This window comes from Paenibacillus validus NBRC 15382 (assembly GCF_004000985.1).
Classification (GTDB): Bacteria; Bacillota; Bacilli; order Paenibacillales; family NBRC-103111; genus Paenibacillus_G; species Paenibacillus_G validus.
Genome location: NZ_BIMH01000067.1, coordinates 1 through 18170, shown reverse-complemented (window position 1 = coordinate 18170; position 18170 = coordinate 1). Strand labels below are relative to the sequence as shown.

The following is an 18170-nucleotide window of genomic DNA, read 5'->3' as shown; positions in this document are numbered from 1 at the left end:
GCAGCAACGGTGAAACTCGTATCACTGCCTTCGTTAACCGACTTATCGCTTGGCTGCCCCGTAATCGTCGGTGCGGCGCTCGCATCAGAGGTGGTAAAGGTCTGGTCGTCACCATATATGGTTATTCCGGCACTATTTTCAGCTTTAACACGGTAATGATAAGTGGTGTTAGGCGTCAAGTCCGAGAGAGAATGGGACGCCGTCGTATTGCCGGCATTCGCATAAGCAGGGCTGCCGCTGGTGGCGGAGACACTCGTGCCATAGCTCACGCTCGTGCCGTATTTGAAACTGACGGTGGTGTCTGTTCCGTTAGCGTTAACCGTTCCGTTCAGCGTCGCGCCTGTGGCGGAAACGCTGCTCGCCGCGTCTGTGCTGACGATGGGAGGTTTTTTGGGATGGCTCCCGATTACGAATTGAGCCACTGACGTAGAGCTGCCAATGTCTCGAGCACCCTTAATGGTAACGTGAATGGTACTGACTGTTACCGATGGTTCGAACGTAATCGTTTTGAAGTTCCAACCATCAAGCTGCTTGTCTTTAGTTGCGTTGTTTACAGTCACCGTTGCGACTGGGATAGAAGAGTTGTCAAACTTCACTTCAAATTTGTACTCTGTCCCTGCAGAAGCATTTACGGTTAGCGACTCTATAGAAAAAACGGTTCCGCTGGTCGCGGGAGCGATGTGAATGGTTCCCTCTCCCGCGATGGATAAATCGTTTGGATCCCCCAAGTAAATCCCGTAACTATCAACGCTGATTTTATTTTTTCCATTGGCATCCAGCCCGGTAAAGATAAAGTTTCCATCGGTTACACTTGTACCGGTGCCATTGATGTTCTCAAACGTGGTGGCGTCGTAGGTCACAGACAAAAGCGCATTATATCCGTCTACAACATAGGGATCTAGACTCGATTGCGCCACGGCCTTTCCTGTCGAAACTTCAAGTATCCAATCTCCGCCCAAAGATGATGAACCCGTGGCATCTGTCGATGCTGCGACAACAGCCCCCGTAATTTCCCCCAAACGATGGACGAAGTGATGACCCACGGTTCCTTGAGCGACATCACATCCGTAAAAGAGTATTTCCCCCTCTTTCTGTAATGACTTGGAGATGGTCCTAAGCTGTGAATCATAGTTGTCCAGGCTCTCTGCAGACAGTATACTGCTGCCCAAAAAAACCTTTCCCGGCGCACCGTGAGAAATAATGGTAACGGCAGCCATGTTGTGTTTCACAGCCATAACATCGGCAATCTGTTTTACACCGTCCTGCCCGCTGTCGAGATAGACGACCTCCACACCCGGTCGAACCCCTTCTGCAAGAACCTGCGCGTCCTTAACGTTGGCATCGATAAAGACAATCTCCTGCTGCCCGGAAGAAGCTCCTGCAGGGAGAACAAAGAAGCAACTCATAAGTGCTGCAAGGATTAAAAGTGTAACGACCCGCCTCTTTGACTTGCAGAACGCGGCCGCCCTTTCACTTGCTTTCCATCTTCCTAAACGGTTCATGCATAATCCCCTTCCAGCACTTCATCTGTTCTCGTAAAATTCAATAAATCTCGTTGCTTTGAAGTTCAAGCTTAACGGACAAGCAAATCAATCACTCCCCCACAAATAGACTCAACATGACTGCACCACTTCTTGTTAAAGTCATAATCAACAAAAATATCCTTTTTTCTGACATTTCGACAAGTAGTTCTAAAGTCCTTCTATCGTTCATCTGATTTAATCTAGATTTGATCTTGCGCCTAAGAATCCGTTAGCCGCATGAAGATATAAGAAACAAAAAATCCCCTCCCAAGATCGTTGGAAGGGGAAAACTTTTACTCCATCCTATTCATTACACTTTCGAATATTGACGCATATCGTCGTTGTTGACCCACCGGTCCGAGGTCCAGCCTTCCAGATCGTATTCGCTCATGCATTGGTCAACGAAGCCTTTAAGCTTATCGGCTTCTCCGGTACCCATGGCCATGCCCAGAACTTCCAACCGGATATTCTCATGATTTCCCGTATAATTGCGTTCATAAAGCTCATGCCTGCCCCCGAATTCGCTTCCCATGGCGTCCCACAGCAGCTTGATCAGCTTATTCCGGCTGACGGCATCATAGCCATTCGATCCGCGGAAATATTTATCCAGATACGGCCGAATTTCCGGGTTTTTGAAATCTTCCGTGCTGGAAGGCTGTACGATGAGTCCCCCGGCCACCACATTCTCCACAATATCCTTCACCTTCGTCCACGCCATGCCGCCGAATACGCGGTAGGCCAACGTAGCATTCATGTTAGGCAGCAGGGACCCGTTCGCGCCGGGGGTTGGATCTTTGACAGCCGCCGTAGACAAGGCCCACATCATATCCCGCCAAGCGAGAACTTCGCCCACTTGGACTTGAACGCCGCGGAATTGATTCGTACCTGCCATTTCAATGGCTTTGAGCAGCAAGCCTGACACAAAGTCCAGCTTCACGGCCAGGCGGGTGCTCCCATGCAATCCGGCCCGATTGGAATATCCGGAATGGAGCAAGAACGAGTTGGCCTTCTCCATATCGCGGTAAACCAGCACGTTCTCCCATGGAATGAGCACTTTGTCAAAAATAAGTACGGCGTCATTTTCATCAAACCGGCTGGAAAGCGGATAGTCAAACGGCGAGCCTGTAACCGCAGCCGTCATCTCGTAGGAAGGTCTGCACAATAATTTGACGCCGGGAGAGCCCATTTCTACGATGAACGCCAGCGCATATTCCTCTTTTTGCACCGGCACCGGGCCATAATGCGCAACAAACGTATAATTGGTCAGCATACAACCGGTAGCAACCATCTTCGCGCCGCTGACGATGAGTCCGGCATCGGTTTCTTGCTCGACATGGACAAAGACGTCGCCCGCTTCATGCAGCGGTTTATGGCGGTCCACCGGCGGATGAATAAACGCATGATTGAAATACCATACTTTTTCTTGCGCTTCCCGGTACCATCGTACGGCATTGCTTTTGTAGGGGCCGTAAAACTCCGAATCAGGTCCCAGTCCGCCCAAGAACGCGGCTTTGAAATCGGGACTGCGGCCCATGTAGCCGTAACCAAGTCTGGACCATTCGGCTATCGCATCGCGCGCTCCGATCAAGTCGTCGACACTATGACTGGAACGAAAAAACTTATGGGTATACCCCCCTGATCCGGTATCGGTTTCCGTCGTCAGGACATCTTTATACTTCGGGTCATGAAGAGCATCGTATAAGCGGGCCACGCTTCGCGCCGAGTTTCGAAAAGCCGGGTGAGCCCCTACATCCTTAATGCGTTCGCCGTCAAGCCACACTTCCCGCCCATCCTTCAAGCTTTCCAGGTATTCTTGGCCCGTTAAAGGGAGAAAGCTTTGGTTCGTTATCATGGGATGTTTTACTCCTCTCCCTCCGTGTTTAACACGGGGTGGTATCTTCCATAGAGCCTTGCGGTCCGTACCAGATCAGCCCGCTGTCCAGCTCCTGCTCGCTCCATTCGATCGGCTCCCAATCCGGATCGAAAATCAGATAGCCACCGCTGAACAGCTCGAGTCGATGCCCGCTTCCGGGGTCCTTCACATAAAGAAAGAAGGCTTGGCTGATGCCGTGGCGTCCCGGTCCACCCATTTCGAGCGGAATATTGTATTCCCGCAGAATATCGGCTGCACGCAGGATATCCGTCACATTGTCCATATAGTAGGCCAGATGGTGAAGACGGCTGGACTGTCCTTTCGGATCAAGCATGACGCCGATATCGTGAACCAGCGGTGTGACGCTCATCCAGCCTCCGGCCACGAATCCGTTGCTCAAGCGGACCGATTCCCTCATCTTGAATCCCATGTTGTCGGACAACCACTGATGAACTTCACCCGGATTGGATGTCCACACATTCACATGATCAATGCGGCGGGGCGCGATTCCGTTAGATGGGCGGTACACGTTATTTTTAAGCCGGGATTTCTTGTCCTCCGGGGCTTTCGGTTTTTCGATGTCATAATAAATTTCAAAAGGATAGCCATTAGGCAGCCGGAACCGGATCGCCCTGCCCTGCCCCTTTTCTTCGCCTGGTTCGATCCATTGGATTGGGGTGCCTTGCGCCTTCAATTGTTCTGCGAACAGGTCTACATCACTCGCCTGTTTAGCCCTCCAGGCCATATGGTCCACTCTCGCTTCGCTGCCCGGCGTGAGACTGAGCGTATGATGCTCCCAGTCACCCCAAGCGCGCAGGAACACCGTATCCCCCTGATGGTCAACCTCTTCCAAACCAATCACATCGCGAAAAAACCACAACGACTTCTCCATGTTAGGCGTGACGAGCGCGGTATGCCCCAGTTTTGCAATTTCAGCTGCCATAGTGAACCCTCCTGAAATTTATTTAGTTAATCTTGCAATAAGCCGGCGACTTTACCGACTCCCCTAACGCCCATGCCGCCGTCAGAATGAATAATGGTTCCCGTTACGGTTCTCGAGCGTTCCTTCGAAGCAAGGTACACATAAGCCCAGGCGTGATCCTCCGGCGTACCTACGACCTGCAGAGGCGTGGTGGACCGCATGATGTCAGGAAGATTAGGTACGGCGGCCATCGACATGTGATGCTGCTCCAAGCTTTTTAGCCCTGCCAAATCGGTTATGGTGCCGCCCGGGGCTACTCCGTTCACCCGAATCTTGGGGGCTAATTCATAAGCCAGCTCTGTAATCAAACCGCGTACGGCAAACTTGGAAGCCACATACAGAGGGCCTCCTCCAGCCGGATAAAAGCCCGAGTTGGATACGGTCAACACGATGCTCCCCTCAGTTTTTAACAGCTCGGGCAAAGCTGCTTTCGCGCTGAGCAAGTTGCTTTTGACATTGACGGCGAATAATTCATCGAACGCGCTGCTAATTTTCCCGGCCGGTATATTCGGCAAATCGGCGAAGTAATCCCACACGCCCACGCATACCACCAAAATATCCAACCGGCCAAAAGCGTCTGTCGTTTGCCCAACCGCCCGTTCATTATCCTCATAAACGGTAGCGTCTCCTTGAACAGGCTTGACCGAAGCTCCCAAACCCTGCAAGCTTGAAACCTTCTGGGGATTGATCTCCAAAACGGCTACGGATGCTCCTTCCTGAACAAAAGTATCCACCACGCCGCGACCAATGCCGGACCCCCCGCCAATCACCAAAGCAACCTTTCCATCCAACCATCCCATCCGCAAACCCTCCCTCTTCCATATTGTTGCTGCTAGGTATGATGGGCTTTCGATCCAAAAGGAGTTTCCAGAAATTGAGAAAATACAGCTTTTTGCTGCCACGTTATACTTTCAAGCTCCATAGGATCGAGTAAAATTTGATACCCTAGTTTCGGGGAACGAATCTCCAAGCGAATCCCATTACGGGTATTCACCTTGCGTATTGTAACCATGGCAAACTCGTTGGAAATTACCATTTCGCCCTCTTGGTTAAAGGATTCCAATGCCTGTTCCCCCTTATCTACATAAAAAATGACAGATTGTGCGTCGCCAAGGTAGTCTGATCCAGAAGTACCGTGCGTTTCGCCAATTTCCAATTGCCGTCTACCCAGCGCAGAACATCTTGCCGTTTCCCGGACAGGATGTCGAAAGCCGGAGAATCCCCTCGACTGCGGTAAAAAAGCAGATTGGAATCAACCTGCACCTCGCTGTCATTGCCCCCCGGCCGAACCCTGATGTTCGACACGAAATGCCGCGTCCGGGAAGGGGGAATTTCCGCCCAAGCGTATTCGGATTCAAGCCGGTGAACGCGCTTCTCCAAAGTATAGAAAGTATCGTCCATATGGGACATGCTGTCGAGAAAACCAAAGCCTTGCCCCACCTCTTTGGTCACTCGCAGCGGTATCCGGTACACTAAATCATCCGTCATCAGACTGAGCCATTCACGAAAAGCTCCAGTATCCAGCAGATCGGCTTCGTGAAAAAGGAAATTACAAATTTCCATGTAGCTTTGGTCCTTGATCTCCAGCTTCATACCTTCATCCCCCTTCAAAGGCATAGGACTTATAAACACACTATATCATGAATTTTGTAAGCGATTCCATTTTTTCGAATGATAGTTACGCACGCTCCATGTATTCCAGATACTTGCCATAAAAAGACCGGGAATTCGCTTCAAGATAGGCCTTCGGGTATGCTGTACCCGGGCCCGGCCAATCTGTCAAAGGCTGTATCCCCGACGTCATCCCCATCTGGTAATTCAATAAATGATTTCTTGCCATGGACCCTTTGGCTACCTTGGAAATGCTCCGCCAATTTTCCGTATCGTCCTGTTCCAACGTCCCGGAAGAGCCGAAAGTTAACACGTAACCCCGGTAGGAGGCTTCCTTAAACCAGTCCGGAGCGTCTTTCTCGACTAAAAACCAGGACCAGATTTCGATCTTGCCCGGGCCGATCGGGTTCCACGTCCTCATCGTTAAATAAGGTACCGGGCGCCCGCCCTGCTCTATAATTGCCGGCGCATTGAGCAGACTGAGATTCGGAAACATACCGGCATGCGATGGGAAAAAATGATAATTCTCATTCCCGATCAGCAGCTCGACTTGTTCCGGCTTCAGATTTCTTTTGAGCGATTCCACAATGTTGGGGGGATATCCGTTAAACGATTGCGGAGGCGAGTAAATAAACCCGGCGCCGCCCGGATCGGCATAGACTTGAACGCCATCTTTATGAAAATCGGCATTCGGTCCCGGAAGGACTCCGATTTCAATCGTACTTCGGTGACTCACCCCGGTATGATATCCGTCGCCAATGAAATTATCAGCCCCTAATTTCCAATCGGCATCCACGACCCAACGCTGAGGAGCGCCTACAACCTCCAAGCCCTGCTCGCTCTTTTTCAAATAAATATCCAGGTACCATTTGAACCCGCCCAAATATTCGTCCAGCGATACCGCATCCGGATCCAGACATGCGAAGATCATCCCATGATAAGTATCGTACTTTGCCGCGCTCTTTAAGCCCCATTGGTCCCTATGGAGGCCGTCGCCGTACAACTCCTTGCCGTAAGGAACCCCGACAAGATTTCCATTGTTTTTATAAGTCCAGCCGTGGTAGGGACAGCGAAAATGCGAGGTATTGCCCATCTCCACGTTGCAGATCTGCATACCGCGATGCGAACATGAATTGAACAAAACCTGGACGCCGCCGTTCTCGTCTCGGATCACAATAAAGCTGTCATCCACGATATATCGCACTACATAGTCGCCCGGGTTCGGGATTTCCGATTCATGGCCCAAGAACATCCAGGCTTTCGTGAAAATTCGGTCTTTCTCCAATTCGAATATTTCCGCATCGTTGAAAATATGACTCGGAATCAATCCCTCCTGCAATTTAGAACGGAACAATTCCAAAGCAGCCTCTGCCCGCGATAATTTGCTTTCGTCCGTAGCCATCTTCAAAACTCCTCTCTAAAATTAGATCAAGGGTTTGCAAGCATATGCTTGGCTGGTTATGGAGTCTTCAAAAAGCGAACCGTCGCCTCCGTAAATTGCTCAGGGTATTCCAGCATCACCCAGTGTCCGCAATTAGGCAGCACATATAAGGAAGCATTATCTACGAGGTTGAGAATTTCCCAGGAATCTGCGGCTGGAACGACCTTGTCGTTCTTGCCGTGGATGAGCATGATGTGGTGACGAATCGATCTCAACTCTTCATCTTCATAATACATGCCGTTCTCCTTCACCCATTTCATTGTAGCTTGATAGGCGCGCATCACCTCCGGCTTGGCTGTGAATTTCAAACGGTAATTCACCAGGTCATCACTGATTTCAAAACGGTCATTCGTTAAGGAACGGACGATTTGATACATTTGATCCCAGCCGTATTCATAATCTTGAAGAGTTAGCAGCGCTTTGCTTTGTTCTCCTTCCTTCGGTCTGTGACGGCCCGCTGATCCAAGCAATACTATTTTTTGAACCAGCTCGGGTCGTTGGATCGCTACACCAAGCGAGGCGGCTCCCCCCATTGAATTGCCAACCAGATGGACCTGCTGTAAATCCAAAGCCTCAATGAAAGCGATTACATGTTTGACCCTATTATCATTCGAGTATTCATAGTTCTGTGGATCGGGGGACTCGGTAGATCCAAACCCTACCATATCCAAGGCGAGTACCCGGTATCCTTCTTTCGCAAACTGCGGCATGAGGTGATTCCAGTTCCCCCATCCGTCAGCACCGGCGCCGCCCCCGTGAATAAAAATGATCGGCTCGCCTTCCCCTACCTCCCAGTAATGGGTGTTCAGTCCGTGAACATGAACATATTTCTCCTGAATAGCTTCCTGCATATTGGGCGCCTCCTATTTCAAGATGATTCAACCGTAATCACTTATCCAAGCTCTGAATTTTCTTCGGCATGTGATCAAGTCAAGGAATCTTCAATACTAACATTTTAGTTTTCCTCCTTTTCATTATATTCCCTGTATTTAAGCTGGTTAATTATGTCATTTGCTGCGTTTATTGAATGCTAACATTTTAGTCATGAGTTGTCAATATTTTCTGTTAATTCATTTTGCCGTTTTAAATGGTGGGCGACCCGCACCATATGGTTTTCCATAAGCTGCTTGGTCAAGGCCCCGTTTCCGTCCTTCAGACCGTGGAATATCATCCTATGCTCGGCAAGGGAACGCTTGATCTGGCCGTCCATGAACAACTGATCCGTTTCCGCCGCATACTCCAGATAATCCCAGTGCTGCTCGACCAAACGCTGAACGTAAGACAAGCCCGAAGCCAAATGGATGGTCCGATGAAATTCCCGGTTCAGATTCGCGTATTCATGCGAGGTCAGTCCGGATTGCTCCATTTGTCCGAGTATAGCCTCTATGGCATCCAACTGTTTTGCGGTGATTCTAAGCGCTGCCCACTCTGCGGTAACGGCTTCCAGCGCCGCACGCGTCAGCAGCCGTTCGAACACTTCCTCTGAAGCGGGCCTGCGGACAAATGCCCCCACCTGCGGCGTAATGGAAACATACCCTTGTTGTTCCAACCGCGTCAGGGCTTCTTGTACGGGCGTACGACTCATGCCCAGCATCGCGCATACATCGTTGACACTGATCGACTTCCCCACATCCCATGTACGGTCGATGATCCGATCTCGCATATACAAATAAGCCTCTTCTCTTTTCACTTCAAAAACCGCCTTTCTATGACTTAAGGTTTCTCGTATTCCAGCCCGCTTCGGCCTGACCCCTTAAGTGATCCATGTTCTTATTCAGAGGCTAACATGTTAGTATTCACAAATCAACATTTTAGTTATTTTCGCTCATACAAAAGCCCGATGGAATGTACCGTACATTCCATCGGGCTGGCTATAGCCGTCCGTTTTAGAAACCTGTTTGCGAATAAACGCCCGGTTCGGGAATTTCTCCATTCAGCACCCAATTCCCAATGTTACGCAGCTTGTATACGGTTGGATTATGGAGCGTATGTGTTCGGACATTGCGCCAGAATCGATCAAACCCATATTGTGAAGCCGTGGAGCGGGCGCCTGTTACTTCAAGGATGCCGCTGCTGATGGCCAACCCCGCTTTGGCGGCAAATGCATTCGCGGTAGCGATGAGGACAGCTGATTCCCCACGCTCCAGCTCCGTTAATTTGAATTCTTTAGCCCATATCTCGTCCAGATTGTTGGCGGCTTGTTCAACCAGAAGTATCGCGCCTTGGAGCTCTAACCAGAACTCCCCGTACTGGCGAAGGATGAACGGATCTTGAGCCGCTTGATCTACACCCGAAGCGATGCATGGGCGGGACTTGGTCAACGTATAATTTCTGGCTTCCGCAATAGCTCCCTCAGCGCTTCCGACAAATATATTCGCCAGATCGATTGCGACAGAATAGGGTCTAGTGTGGAAAAAGCGTAATGTTTCCTGGAATCAATATCCAGTATTTCGTGGTTTTCTACGAGGACTTCCCCTTCCGAGAAGTCGGAACAACCCCTACATGAAATCCACCCGACACATCATCATTCCATGAAATCAGCAGCATATCTGAATCCTGCGATCCCGAACTGAAGCCTTTTTTACCAGATACATTTGCGCCGTCCGCGGCTTTCTTACCCATAATGCTGCGCTCTAAGGGATTGGATGAATTCCCCCAGAACCAGTTGTGCTTGGCTGTTTCTGTGTAGAAAAAAGCTTGTTGCTCCCGAGAGCCTTTGTAATGTGCTTGTATCAGCATGAAGAAGTGGTAGCCCAGTACATGCGCGAGTGAAGCATCCACCTTTGCCAACTCACGAATGATACGAAGCGCTAAGGACCATGGCTGTCCGTCCCCGCCATATTGCGTGGGAATAGACTGGGAACATTTATGTCGTTAATCGCTTTGAAGCCTTGATACATAAGGCTTTCCAACGGTGACGGTATTGAAATCGCGAGTTCACCTGCAACAATAGAGTGCAAAAAATTACTCTCTTTTATCTGCGTTGTTTAGCAAATAGAAGGGAGTATCAATGAACTGATTGATGATTTTAAGCTAAATCAAGAAATTTTGGGTAGAGACAAGATGTACGTTGATCTCTGCATGTTTCGACTGCACAGATGGGAGAAGTTCACGGTTGAGGTGTTAGGTGTTACTGAAACAGAGGAAGTGACTCAGCTTCATATCAAAAAGTATATACAGGAGTGTCAGCGTATCGGGAGGGAAGCGAACAGAACGATAAATAATAACATTGCTACGTTAAAAGTGTTTTTTCTGTATTTGGTGAGCGAAGAGTTTATCGATGAACAGGATAACCCGATGCGTAGGATTCGAAATCTCAAAGAAGAGAAGACGGTCATCGTCACTTTCAATGATGATGAAGTGTCGCGGATAATAAATGACCTGAAAGAAGAGACGTATTCTAATGTCCGCGACAAACTAATTCTTATTATGCTTTTTGACACTGGTATAAGGGTCTCTGAGCTGTGTAACATCAAAAACAATGATATAGCAAGGAGACACATTTTAATTCATGGGAAAGGCTCTAAACAGCGTCTGGTGTATATAAGCAATATCATGCGGAAGTACATGAGGAGGTACGAAGCAGCTGTAAGATTGTCTCGCTCCCGCATTAATAAAATTTTGAAAGAACATTGCAGTAATGCTGGGGTAAGAAAAGAAGTTAGGTGTTCGCCTCATGATTGTCGTCATTATTTCGCCCAGAAGCAGTTGCGAAATGGCATTGATATTTATAGTTTGAGTAGGCTAATGGGTCATTTTGATACGCAAATAACTTCGAAGTATTTAAGGGGATTAGAGCAAGATGACATTTTACAGATTGGACGTTTGCATAGTCCGCTGAATGGAGTGAAGATAAAACAAGGTTTAATGGGGGGACTAAAATGACAATGTTTCACATTGACCTTGATAATGCAACTACCCAACGATTGCTACAGATCGCTCAGCGCCATTGTAAGCTCGCTTTGGAACATTCCAAGGTAAATGTCCTGCCAGACCGTAGAGGATCCATAAGAGCCTATATTGAACGTCTCTGGGCAGAGTGGGATGCTTTGTTGGAGTCCTTCAAGCAGGAGGGCGTAAAATGAACGAGGAATTTGAGGAATATTAACAGCTTACTCGGTTTAACTTGTCTTGTACGTTTTTAGGGTTAATAGATTATTTATAACCTTATTGAGTGTCTTCGCGAGGTCTGGCTCTTTCCATAAGTTTTGTTGCATCAACCGAGTTTACTGTAATCATTTCACATTATTTCCCCTTTAATAAGAATTTTGATTTTTTTCTTCAATACATCCGAAATCATGGAAGCACTATTCCCTAGCCATCTACTTATGTGTTCTCTGGATACACCACATGAGGTAGCAATGAATCTAATAGAGGTTCCATATTTCTTCTTGAACCCGTGTACGCTTGTCATAGTTCATTGTCATTCATTTGAATCATCTCCTTAACGTGATTTATGAAGCGAAAATAAAAACTCTCCGAGTTGGTCGGAGAGTCGCTCATTCATATTAGCGTGAAGTTAGCTGTGAGTTCTATTGTTTTGGTAACTAGAAAAAATAGCATATCCAGCTGACGCTTTTGTAGGGTACTATGTAACTGACAAGAAATGTTTGAAACTACATATAGGAGAGTCTTCACTATGAAAAGAAAAACAATCATTACAACAACAATGCTCTTATGCGGTGCATTCGCCTTCGGTACTTTTACTGGGGTATCGGCGGAAACGAATTTGAAAGAGATTGCCGCATATATTAATCAATCCATCAACATCAAGCTCAATGGAAATCAATTTCTTCCTACGGATAGTGAAGGGAATAAGCTGAATCCAATTATCTATAATGGTTATTCTTATCTTCCTGTTCGTGCTTTGAGCCAAGCATTGGGTGTAGCAGTAAGCTACGATGACTTGACCAGTACAATACTGCTTGGTCAGCGAGAAGGTAAGGGAGAGAAGCTTGACCGATTCAGAGCAGGTGGTAGTTCTACTGCTGTGACATCCAGAGATGCGGATATCCTTTCAATTCATGGTGAAACCATAAATGAAGGATTCTATTCATTAAAGCCACATGACATTCTACCAAGCACAATGAATTTCAGATTAAATGCAAAGTTTCAAAATCTTTCGTTTAGAGTTGGAGTAATAGGTAGTCCAGCGACTATTGTTGTTTCAGATCAAAAGAATAAAGTGGAATTGAAGAAATTTACGGTGAATGAGTCTGATAAGTTCAAACAAATTGATATATCCACTATTTCTGACGTTGATTATTTGGATATTCAAATCTATGGAACAATGGATAGTAAAAGGGTTAATCTTACAACAGAAAAGGTTGTTATTACCGATGCTTACGTAAAATGATACTCGATACAATAAGAGAAGCGATCAACTCACGTTTTCTAGTGGGTGATCGCTTCTTTTTTTAGTCTTGTTCTTTGCCATTGGGGGATTTAATGATCTCAGAAGTTGACAATCTTAGTGTGTACAATACGGTGAGTATGAATAAATTCTTTCATATTCCATTACTGCACCGAATAACATGGTGAAAAACGAGTACCAAAGATATCAAAGCGAAGAACGAAAGGCCATAGAAGATTGGCAAGGGGGAGAACATCTTTTTATATTTGCCCATCCCGACGGCAAGGCTTTCCATCACGAACGGCCTTACCTGTGGTTCCGGGCCTTCTTAAAGAAAAACAAGCTTCGTTACATCAGATTCCATGATCTTCGCCATACGGCAGCCACTTTGTTAATTAATAAGGGCGTTCATGCTAAGGTCATTTCCGAACGCCTGGGGCATGGGAATATTACGACAACTATGAATATATACGGTCATGCCTTACAGGAAGCCGATAAAGATGCTGCGAATAAAGTAAGCGATATTCTATTTATTCCCAACGCCCGCAAAACGAAAGCATAAAAAGAGACGACGCTTTAGCACCCTAACGACGTCGTCTCTCCAAAGATTAGCACCAATTTAGCACCAAAGCCGCAAATACCCCGCTGTTATACCAATATCAAAATACCTGTACTACAGACAAATCCCCTTATATATCAAGGCATTTCAGCCTTCTGTTCCATCCCTCACCAACAAACAAACACTTTCCACATGTGTCGTGCTTGGAATAGGGACACAATTCACTCCCTTCATTTTTCAGCGACTTTTTTTGAAATGGACTGCACGTTTTGCCTTGAACGCTGTTATGAAAACCGGTTTTGTATACGAAGGTCAGCTTGTATGGATTAGGTTGCTCTGGATCGGCGTTCGTGCCGATGATGATTTTATCAACAATACTTTCAAATACGCTGCGATCAAACGATGGCAAGAGCTCGTTCGTGCGAAGCACCTTGCGAAAATGCTCCAGCCGCTTGCCCGTATCGATTTCTTCTTGTGCGGATTGCTCCAACTGAGACTTCTCTTCAAGTAATCCCGACAACGAAGCGTCCAGCTCCGCATATTTCTGCTCGTAAGTTGCCCGGTCGATTTTTTCATCCAAGCACAGATCGATCAGCTTGCAGCGTTTTTGCTCCAATGCCTGAATGTCGGTGATCAATTTATTCAGCCGTCTTTGACTATTCTGGTCGCTGAACACAGCTTCCATTCTTTTCATCAGCTCATCAATAATGTCCGTATGATTGCGGCATACCAATTTGTACGACTCCACAAAGGCGTCCTCAATTATTTTCTCATCCAAGCCTTTGCTGTGAGGACAGAGCTTCTTTCCCTTTTTGGTAGAGGTGACGCACTGCCAAACTGACTTTTCGTGTGGAGTTCCGCTGTGCCAGCTCCGCCGCGAGAAATTGCTTTTACAAAACGCACATTCCAGCATGCTGCTGAATGCAAATTTCCTGCTGTATTTGTCACGTTTGCCTTTCATTCCGCGACGGCGATTCTCGCCCCTTCTATGCAGGATAGCCTGCGCCCGCTCAAAGACTTCTTCGCTGATGATCGGCTCGTGGTGATTTTTGACATAAAACTGATCTTCCTCGCCATAATTCTCAAGTCTTCTCTTGGATATGGGATCGAGGGTAAAGGTCTTTCCCTGTAGCAAGTCGCCTTTGTATTTCTCATTTTTGATGATACCAAGAATGCTCGTATCCTGCCATTCAATTCTTCCATACTTGGTCTTATGTCCTGCCTCGGTTAATTCCTTAGCAATAACGTATGCGCCCATGCCATCAACGTAGCGCTGAAAAATATAGCGAACAAGCTCCGCTTCTTCCTGGTTGATGGAAATCTTCTTCGTGCTCGGATCGTAATCGTACCCCAAGCAGCTTTGGAAGCCGACCAACTCGCCGCGCTTCATTTTCATCTTCAAGCCCTTTTTGACGTTAGCTGAGATATTTTCGACTTCCTGCTGCGCTACGGAACTCAATATGACAAGCAACAACTCGCCGTCCATCGTCAGCGTATTGATATTCTCGTCTTCAAAAAATACAGCAACGCCCTTATCCTTTAGCATACGGACGTACTTCAGCGTATCGAGCGTGTTTCTGGCAAAACGGGAGATGGACTTCGTGATGACCATGTCGATTTTTCCGTCCATGCAGTCGTTAATCATGCGCTGGAAATCCTCGCGCTTCGTCACCTGTGTGCCGGTAATCGCTTCGTCCGCATACATATCAACCAACACCCAGTCGCTGCGCTTGCTCACGAGATCTGTATAATAAGCGACCTGCGACTTGTAGCTGTTCAACTGCTCCTCGGAGTCGGTGCTTACTCGGGCATATGGGGCAACACGGAGAACATCCGACGATTTCCCGCCGTTTCGATCAGCTATTTTTCGGCTAGCTTTAATCACTTCCACTTCAAGCGCCATAGCCTCATCCTCCATTCTTATTAACTCGCCATCAGTATAATAAGAGTTGGGCGGACCGACAAATGTGCAAATTATGAAGTCAGGTCCGAAATGATGCCGTACTCTCTCATGGTTTTGCCCTTGATCTGATGGAACTCACTTTCAGTGATTAAAGAGAGATTCAATAACTGTTTAATCATCGCAATTTGCATGCTATATCTGATCAGCTTTGAGTTCATACCCGACCTCCCGATCATTCAGACATGCTGAAAAGCAGAGATGCGCACCCGAAAAATTTCACTTATGCGCATCTCTGTTTCCGCCTCTGTTTTGGTTGCATACCTAAAAGTCTTATCCAGCGGACAGTGGTTAACTGTACTCATAGGCGTCAGCCTCTTCCAGGATCGCTGCAAGCCGCCCCCATTGCGATGAGCTATGGCTGGGCGGAAGTATCATTATCCCTCCGTATGGGTCTTCGCCTTAAATGGTACCGCCATTCATTGATTGCATGGCAAAATCGCTCGCATTCCATCGGTTCTGCTAACAAGGCATACAAAAACAAGAATCGACAAAATGGTCGTGGCGCGCCTGCAACGTGGCTATCCTTCATGGCCATGCGGGGAACGTACCGGATAAGATTGTATTTGGTTGTTAAGGAGCGATGAGGGCGACATTTATCCCTCTACTATCCGCTACGTTTTCGGGATAAAATCGGACTCCGGTTGCAAGATTTCGAGAAAAATATTTTACGGGATGGAAAACGAGGAGGTTGGCAGGGAGTTGGTAAAATAAAAAGACGGTGCAAGAAATTCCTGTTCACGCTTTTTGGCAGCTTCCAATACAATCTTGAAATGTTTACTGCTTAACCTTATGGTATGCTATATTTTCTATTCGACTTGTTATCGCATGTTATCGCATCCATTGACGTATTCATAAATCATTTGTAATTTAGTATCTCCTTAATGCCGCTAAATTTAACAATTTATGTATCCAACCCATGGCGTAAAGGGCAGACTTATTTTGCATTTGCATATGGATTCCTTTTTCTTACAAATGTAATGCCACGATTCCCTGAAGCCGGGCCATACCCGGCAGTGAATCGGAATACTCGCCGCGGGTGACCGCGAAACCGATGACGACTTGCGACAAGTCGACTTCCAACAGGCCGGCCACGCTGTGGAACACTTCACGCTGAATAAGCTCGTCGGATTCCAGCAGGAAGTCCATCGCCCGATAGCCGTGCTGCACATCGAAGGACGACAGTTGTGGAATGACAACTTCACGATCCACCCAGTCTTCGGCTGCCAGCTTGCTGCCGGGATCAAGCACATGATTGGCCACCATGGCAAAATGGCGCGTTCTACCGTCACTTCGGAATTCCCGGTCCGCCAAGCGCTTATGAAGGCCTAATCGATGCCGAACTCCAAAAACTCCTTCCAAAACTGATCCAGTAGCCAGGTACCGCCGAGTACCTGAGACATCAACAGCTTCACGGCAGAGCGCCGAGGCTTCGTAGCAGGCGTCTCAAGCGGATCGCAGATAAGTGGTGAATGCATGTTTATGAAGGTGAATTAGACTCATTTATGAAAAAGAATGGTATAACTAAGTTGAAGAAAAGCAGAGCTTTTCGGTATCCCCAAAAGGCTGTGTTTCCGCCTCATATAGACAACCAACCCGATAAAAATGACCAGAAACCGGGCGGATGCCGTTGTTCACTTCTATGCATCTGCCATAGACTGGTGTTGTAAGTTCATCAAAACTCACCTACCAAGGAGGAATGGTTTCGAATGCAGTTTATCAAACAGGAAATGCCCATGTATACGCATGACCACGCCGCTTATGTCAGGCAAATGTACGACTGGCACGTGAAAATGGCTCAGTATCAAGACCAATTGCGTGCCTTTCATCTGGAAAGAGCGAAACAATTTCAAAAGATGGCCGAAGAAAGAGCGAAAACGTCAGAAATACCCAGCGGCACCAGCGCCGCTTAAAGGCGAACCGACATGGAGCGATGTGATGAATTGGCAGCATTCCGAATCAAAATCTGGGACCGTTATTTAACCCTTCGTTCCCAATATGGAACCCGGATGCCCTTGTCTTTCGACCAGTTCTGGTACGACTTTTTGGCCAGGCACATGATATCCGACTGTGGAGTAGAGCAAGTATATGAGGACTTCTGCAACAACTGGGAGAATCAGTGCGTGGAAAATGTTTGCGATTCGAGCCATAGGTAGAATGCCGGAAGTTTTTTTAAACGAACCGATTCATACTTCGTTTTGTCCCGAGGAGGTGGCGGCCATGACAGAGGGGCAACCGGCGAAGAGCGAGGAAATGCTGCAAACCGCATTCCGATTAAACAAAATGTCCGACTTGCTCCGTGCGTAAGTTGGAAAATTCATTGTATAATTTTCGAAGACAACTTATCATGAGAAATAGGACCACCAAAAGGCCGGCTGTTGCCCAAAATGGGCAGCTCCGGTCTTTGATATTTGTATGCAGGGGACAAGGGTAGATGGGATCGAATCCAAGCGGAACTTTCACGATGCGGATTACTGCTTGGCGGAATAGGATGATTCGTTTCTGGACAACTTAAATGCTGTTTGCATAAATTTGGAAAGGCGGATACCTGCATGTCACCAACATTCAGTACAAGCGTTGAAAACCGGACTATCTCTACCCCAAGACAACCGAATCGATGTAAAAATTGCATCTGGGGCAACTGGGATGGGTTGAAACAATTCTGTTCGAAACCTGTCTGCATTAAGAACCAACCAATATAAGGGGTCCACTTCTTTTACTTGATCAGGTTCGGCTATCTGTAAAAAATTCATGGCCAGTGACTGGCATTTTTGCCGAGGACGCATATAATGACGTGATCCAACTTTGAGGAGTGATAAATCATGTCCATTGCGGCTCAAACAAGTACAAAGAGTTTACCTCCCTTAT

The 18170-nt window shown here is 47.4% G+C and carries 18 protein-coding genes; 4 read left to right on the top strand and 14 right to left on the bottom strand.

Annotated features, from left to right (window positions below; translation table 11 throughout):
* The 11 genes from PVA01S_RS24505 to PVA01S_RS24455 form a co-directional block, all read right to left on the bottom strand.
* Positions 1–1502, bottom strand: a 1502-nt coding sequence (locus PVA01S_RS24505; RefSeq protein WP_127610302.1) for a DUF4347 domain-containing protein, incomplete at its 3' end; no start/stop codon positions are given.
* A gap of 331 nt (positions 1503–1833) precedes the next feature.
* Positions 1834–3375: a 4-hydroxyphenylacetate 3-hydroxylase N-terminal domain-containing protein gene (locus PVA01S_RS24500; protein WP_127610300.1), complete on the bottom strand. Its 1542-nt coding sequence runs from the start codon at positions 3373–3375 to the stop codon at positions 1834–1836.
* A 28-nt stretch (positions 3376–3403) separates the two neighbouring features.
* Positions 3404–4339: a VOC family protein gene (locus tag PVA01S_RS24495; RefSeq protein ID WP_127610298.1), complete on the bottom strand. Its 936-nt coding sequence runs from the start codon at positions 4337–4339 to the stop codon at positions 3404–3406.
* Positions 4340–4365: 26 nt separating this feature from the next.
* Positions 4366–5178 (bottom strand): 3-(cis-5,6-dihydroxycyclohexa-1,3-dien-1-yl)propanoate dehydrogenase, encoded by an 813-nt coding sequence (hcaB, locus tag PVA01S_RS24490; RefSeq protein ID WP_127610296.1) that lies wholly within the window; start codon positions 5176–5178, stop codon positions 4366–4368.
* A gap of 32 nt (positions 5179–5210) precedes the next feature.
* Positions 5211–5441, bottom strand: coding sequence for a hypothetical protein (locus tag PVA01S_RS24485; protein ID WP_236596025.1), 231 nt, complete (start codon positions 5439–5441; stop codon positions 5211–5213).
* 17 nt (positions 5442–5458) lie between these two features.
* Complete coding sequence (locus PVA01S_RS24480) at positions 5459–5971, bottom strand: aromatic-ring-hydroxylating dioxygenase subunit beta (protein WP_196426876.1); 513 nt, start codon at positions 5969–5971, stop codon at positions 5459–5461.
* Between the two features lie 85 nt (positions 5972–6056).
* On the bottom strand, positions 6057–7391 hold the full coding sequence (locus PVA01S_RS24475; protein ID WP_127610294.1) for an aromatic ring-hydroxylating dioxygenase subunit alpha: 1335 nt from the start codon (positions 7389–7391) through the stop codon (positions 6057–6059).
* 56 nt (positions 7392–7447) lie between these two features.
* Positions 7448–8281, bottom strand: coding sequence for an alpha/beta fold hydrolase (locus tag PVA01S_RS24470; protein ID WP_127610292.1), 834 nt, complete (start codon positions 8279–8281; stop codon positions 7448–7450).
* A gap of 191 nt (positions 8282–8472) precedes the next feature.
* Entirely contained in the window at positions 8473–9120 is a 648-nt protein-coding gene (locus tag PVA01S_RS24465) for a GntR family transcriptional regulator (protein WP_127610289.1), read from the bottom strand.
* A gap of 196 nt (positions 9121–9316) precedes the next feature.
* The gene (locus PVA01S_RS24460; protein ID WP_244933040.1) at positions 9317–9751 is read right to left on the bottom strand and encodes an acyl-CoA dehydrogenase family protein; all 435 of its coding nucleotides are present in this window, start codon (positions 9749–9751) and stop codon (positions 9317–9319) included.
* 139 nt (positions 9752–9890) lie between these two features.
* Positions 9891–10229, bottom strand: coding sequence for an acyl-CoA dehydrogenase family protein (locus PVA01S_RS24455; RefSeq protein WP_328108683.1), 339 nt, complete (start codon positions 10227–10229; stop codon positions 9891–9893).
* Positions 10230–10493: 264 nt separating this feature from the next.
* Here PVA01S_RS24455 and PVA01S_RS24450 point away from each other — a divergent pair, with 264 nt between their 5' ends.
* The 3 genes from PVA01S_RS24450 (at position 10494) to PVA01S_RS24440 (ending at position 13345) form a co-directional block, all read left to right on the top strand.
* On the top strand, positions 10494–11315 hold the full coding sequence (locus PVA01S_RS24450) for a tyrosine-type recombinase/integrase (RefSeq protein ID WP_244933039.1): 822 nt from the start codon (positions 10494–10496) through the stop codon (positions 11313–11315).
* 754 nt (positions 11316–12069) lie between these two features.
* Positions 12070–12786, top strand: a complete 717-nt coding sequence (locus tag PVA01S_RS24445) for a stalk domain-containing protein (RefSeq protein WP_127610281.1) — start codon at positions 12070–12072, stop codon at positions 12784–12786.
* Between the two features lie 178 nt (positions 12787–12964).
* Positions 12965–13345: a site-specific integrase gene (locus PVA01S_RS24440; protein WP_127610279.1), complete on the top strand. Its 381-nt coding sequence runs from the start codon at positions 12965–12967 to the stop codon at positions 13343–13345.
* A gap of 127 nt (positions 13346–13472) precedes the next feature.
* Here the strand turns inward: PVA01S_RS24440 and PVA01S_RS24435 are convergent, their stop codons facing one another.
* The 3 genes from PVA01S_RS24435 to PVA01S_RS24425 all read right to left on the bottom strand — a co-directional run bounded on the left by PVA01S_RS24435 (position 13473) and on the right by PVA01S_RS24425 (position 16568).
* Positions 13473–15245, bottom strand: a complete 1773-nt coding sequence (locus tag PVA01S_RS24435; protein ID WP_127610277.1) for a recombinase family protein — start codon at positions 15243–15245, stop codon at positions 13473–13475.
* Positions 15246–15316: 71 nt separating this feature from the next.
* The gene (locus PVA01S_RS27670; RefSeq protein ID WP_482194160.1) at positions 15317–15436 is read right to left on the bottom strand and encodes a conjugal transfer protein; all 120 of its coding nucleotides are present in this window, start codon (positions 15434–15436) and stop codon (positions 15317–15319) included.
* Positions 15437–16271: 835 nt separating this feature from the next.
* Positions 16272–16568 carry a hypothetical protein gene (locus PVA01S_RS24425; protein ID WP_127610275.1) on the bottom strand — a complete coding sequence of 99 codons (297 nt, stop codon included), beginning with the start codon at positions 16566–16568 and terminating at the stop codon, positions 16272–16274.
* A gap of 443 nt (positions 16569–17011) precedes the next feature.
* Here PVA01S_RS24425 and PVA01S_RS24420 point away from each other — a divergent pair, with 443 nt between their 5' ends.
* On the top strand, positions 17012–17215 hold the full coding sequence (locus PVA01S_RS24420; RefSeq protein WP_021624015.1) for a hypothetical protein: 204 nt from the start codon (positions 17012–17014) through the stop codon (positions 17213–17215).
* Positions 17216–18170 lie beyond the last annotated feature (955 nt).

Coding starts and splice junctions, on each gene's coding strand:
- PVA01S_RS24500 (WP_127610300.1), bottom strand. CDS start 3,375: ATGATAACGAACCAAAGCTTTCTCCCTTTAACGGGCCAAGAATACCTG.
- PVA01S_RS24495 (WP_127610298.1), bottom strand. CDS start 4,339: ATGGCAGCTGAAATTGCAAAACTGGGGCATACCGCGCTCGTCACGCCT.
- hcaB (WP_127610296.1), bottom strand. CDS start 5,178: ATGGGATGGTTGGATGGAAAGGTTGCTTTGGTGATTGGCGGGGGGTCC.
- PVA01S_RS24480 (WP_196426876.1), bottom strand. CDS start 5,971: ATGAAGCTGGAGATCAAGGACCAAAGCTACATGGAAATTTGTAATTTC.
- PVA01S_RS24475 (WP_127610294.1), bottom strand. CDS start 7,391: ATGGCTACGGACGAAAGCAAATTATCGCGGGCAGAGGCTGCTTTGGAA.
- PVA01S_RS24470 (WP_127610292.1), bottom strand. CDS start 8,281: ATGCAGGAAGCTATTCAGGAGAAATATGTTCATGTTCACGGACTGAAC.
- PVA01S_RS24450 (WP_244933039.1), top strand. CDS start 10,494: ATGTACGTTGATCTCTGCATGTTTCGACTGCACAGATGGGAGAAGTTC.
- PVA01S_RS24445 (WP_127610281.1), top strand. CDS start 12,070: ATGAAAAGAAAAACAATCATTACAACAACAATGCTCTTATGCGGTGCA.
- PVA01S_RS24440 (WP_127610279.1), top strand. CDS start 12,965: ATGGTGAAAAACGAGTACCAAAGATATCAAAGCGAAGAACGAAAGGCC.
- PVA01S_RS24435 (WP_127610277.1), bottom strand. CDS start 15,245: ATGGCGCTTGAAGTGGAAGTGATTAAAGCTAGCCGAAAAATAGCTGAT.
- PVA01S_RS27670 (WP_482194160.1), bottom strand. CDS start 15,436: ATGCAAATTGCGATGATTAAACAGTTATTGAATCTCTCTTTAATCACT.
- PVA01S_RS24425 (WP_127610275.1), bottom strand. CDS start 16,568: ATGGTGGCCAATCATGTGCTTGATCCCGGCAGCAAGCTGGCAGCCGAA.
- PVA01S_RS24420 (WP_021624015.1), top strand. CDS start 17,012: ATGCAGTTTATCAAACAGGAAATGCCCATGTATACGCATGACCACGCC.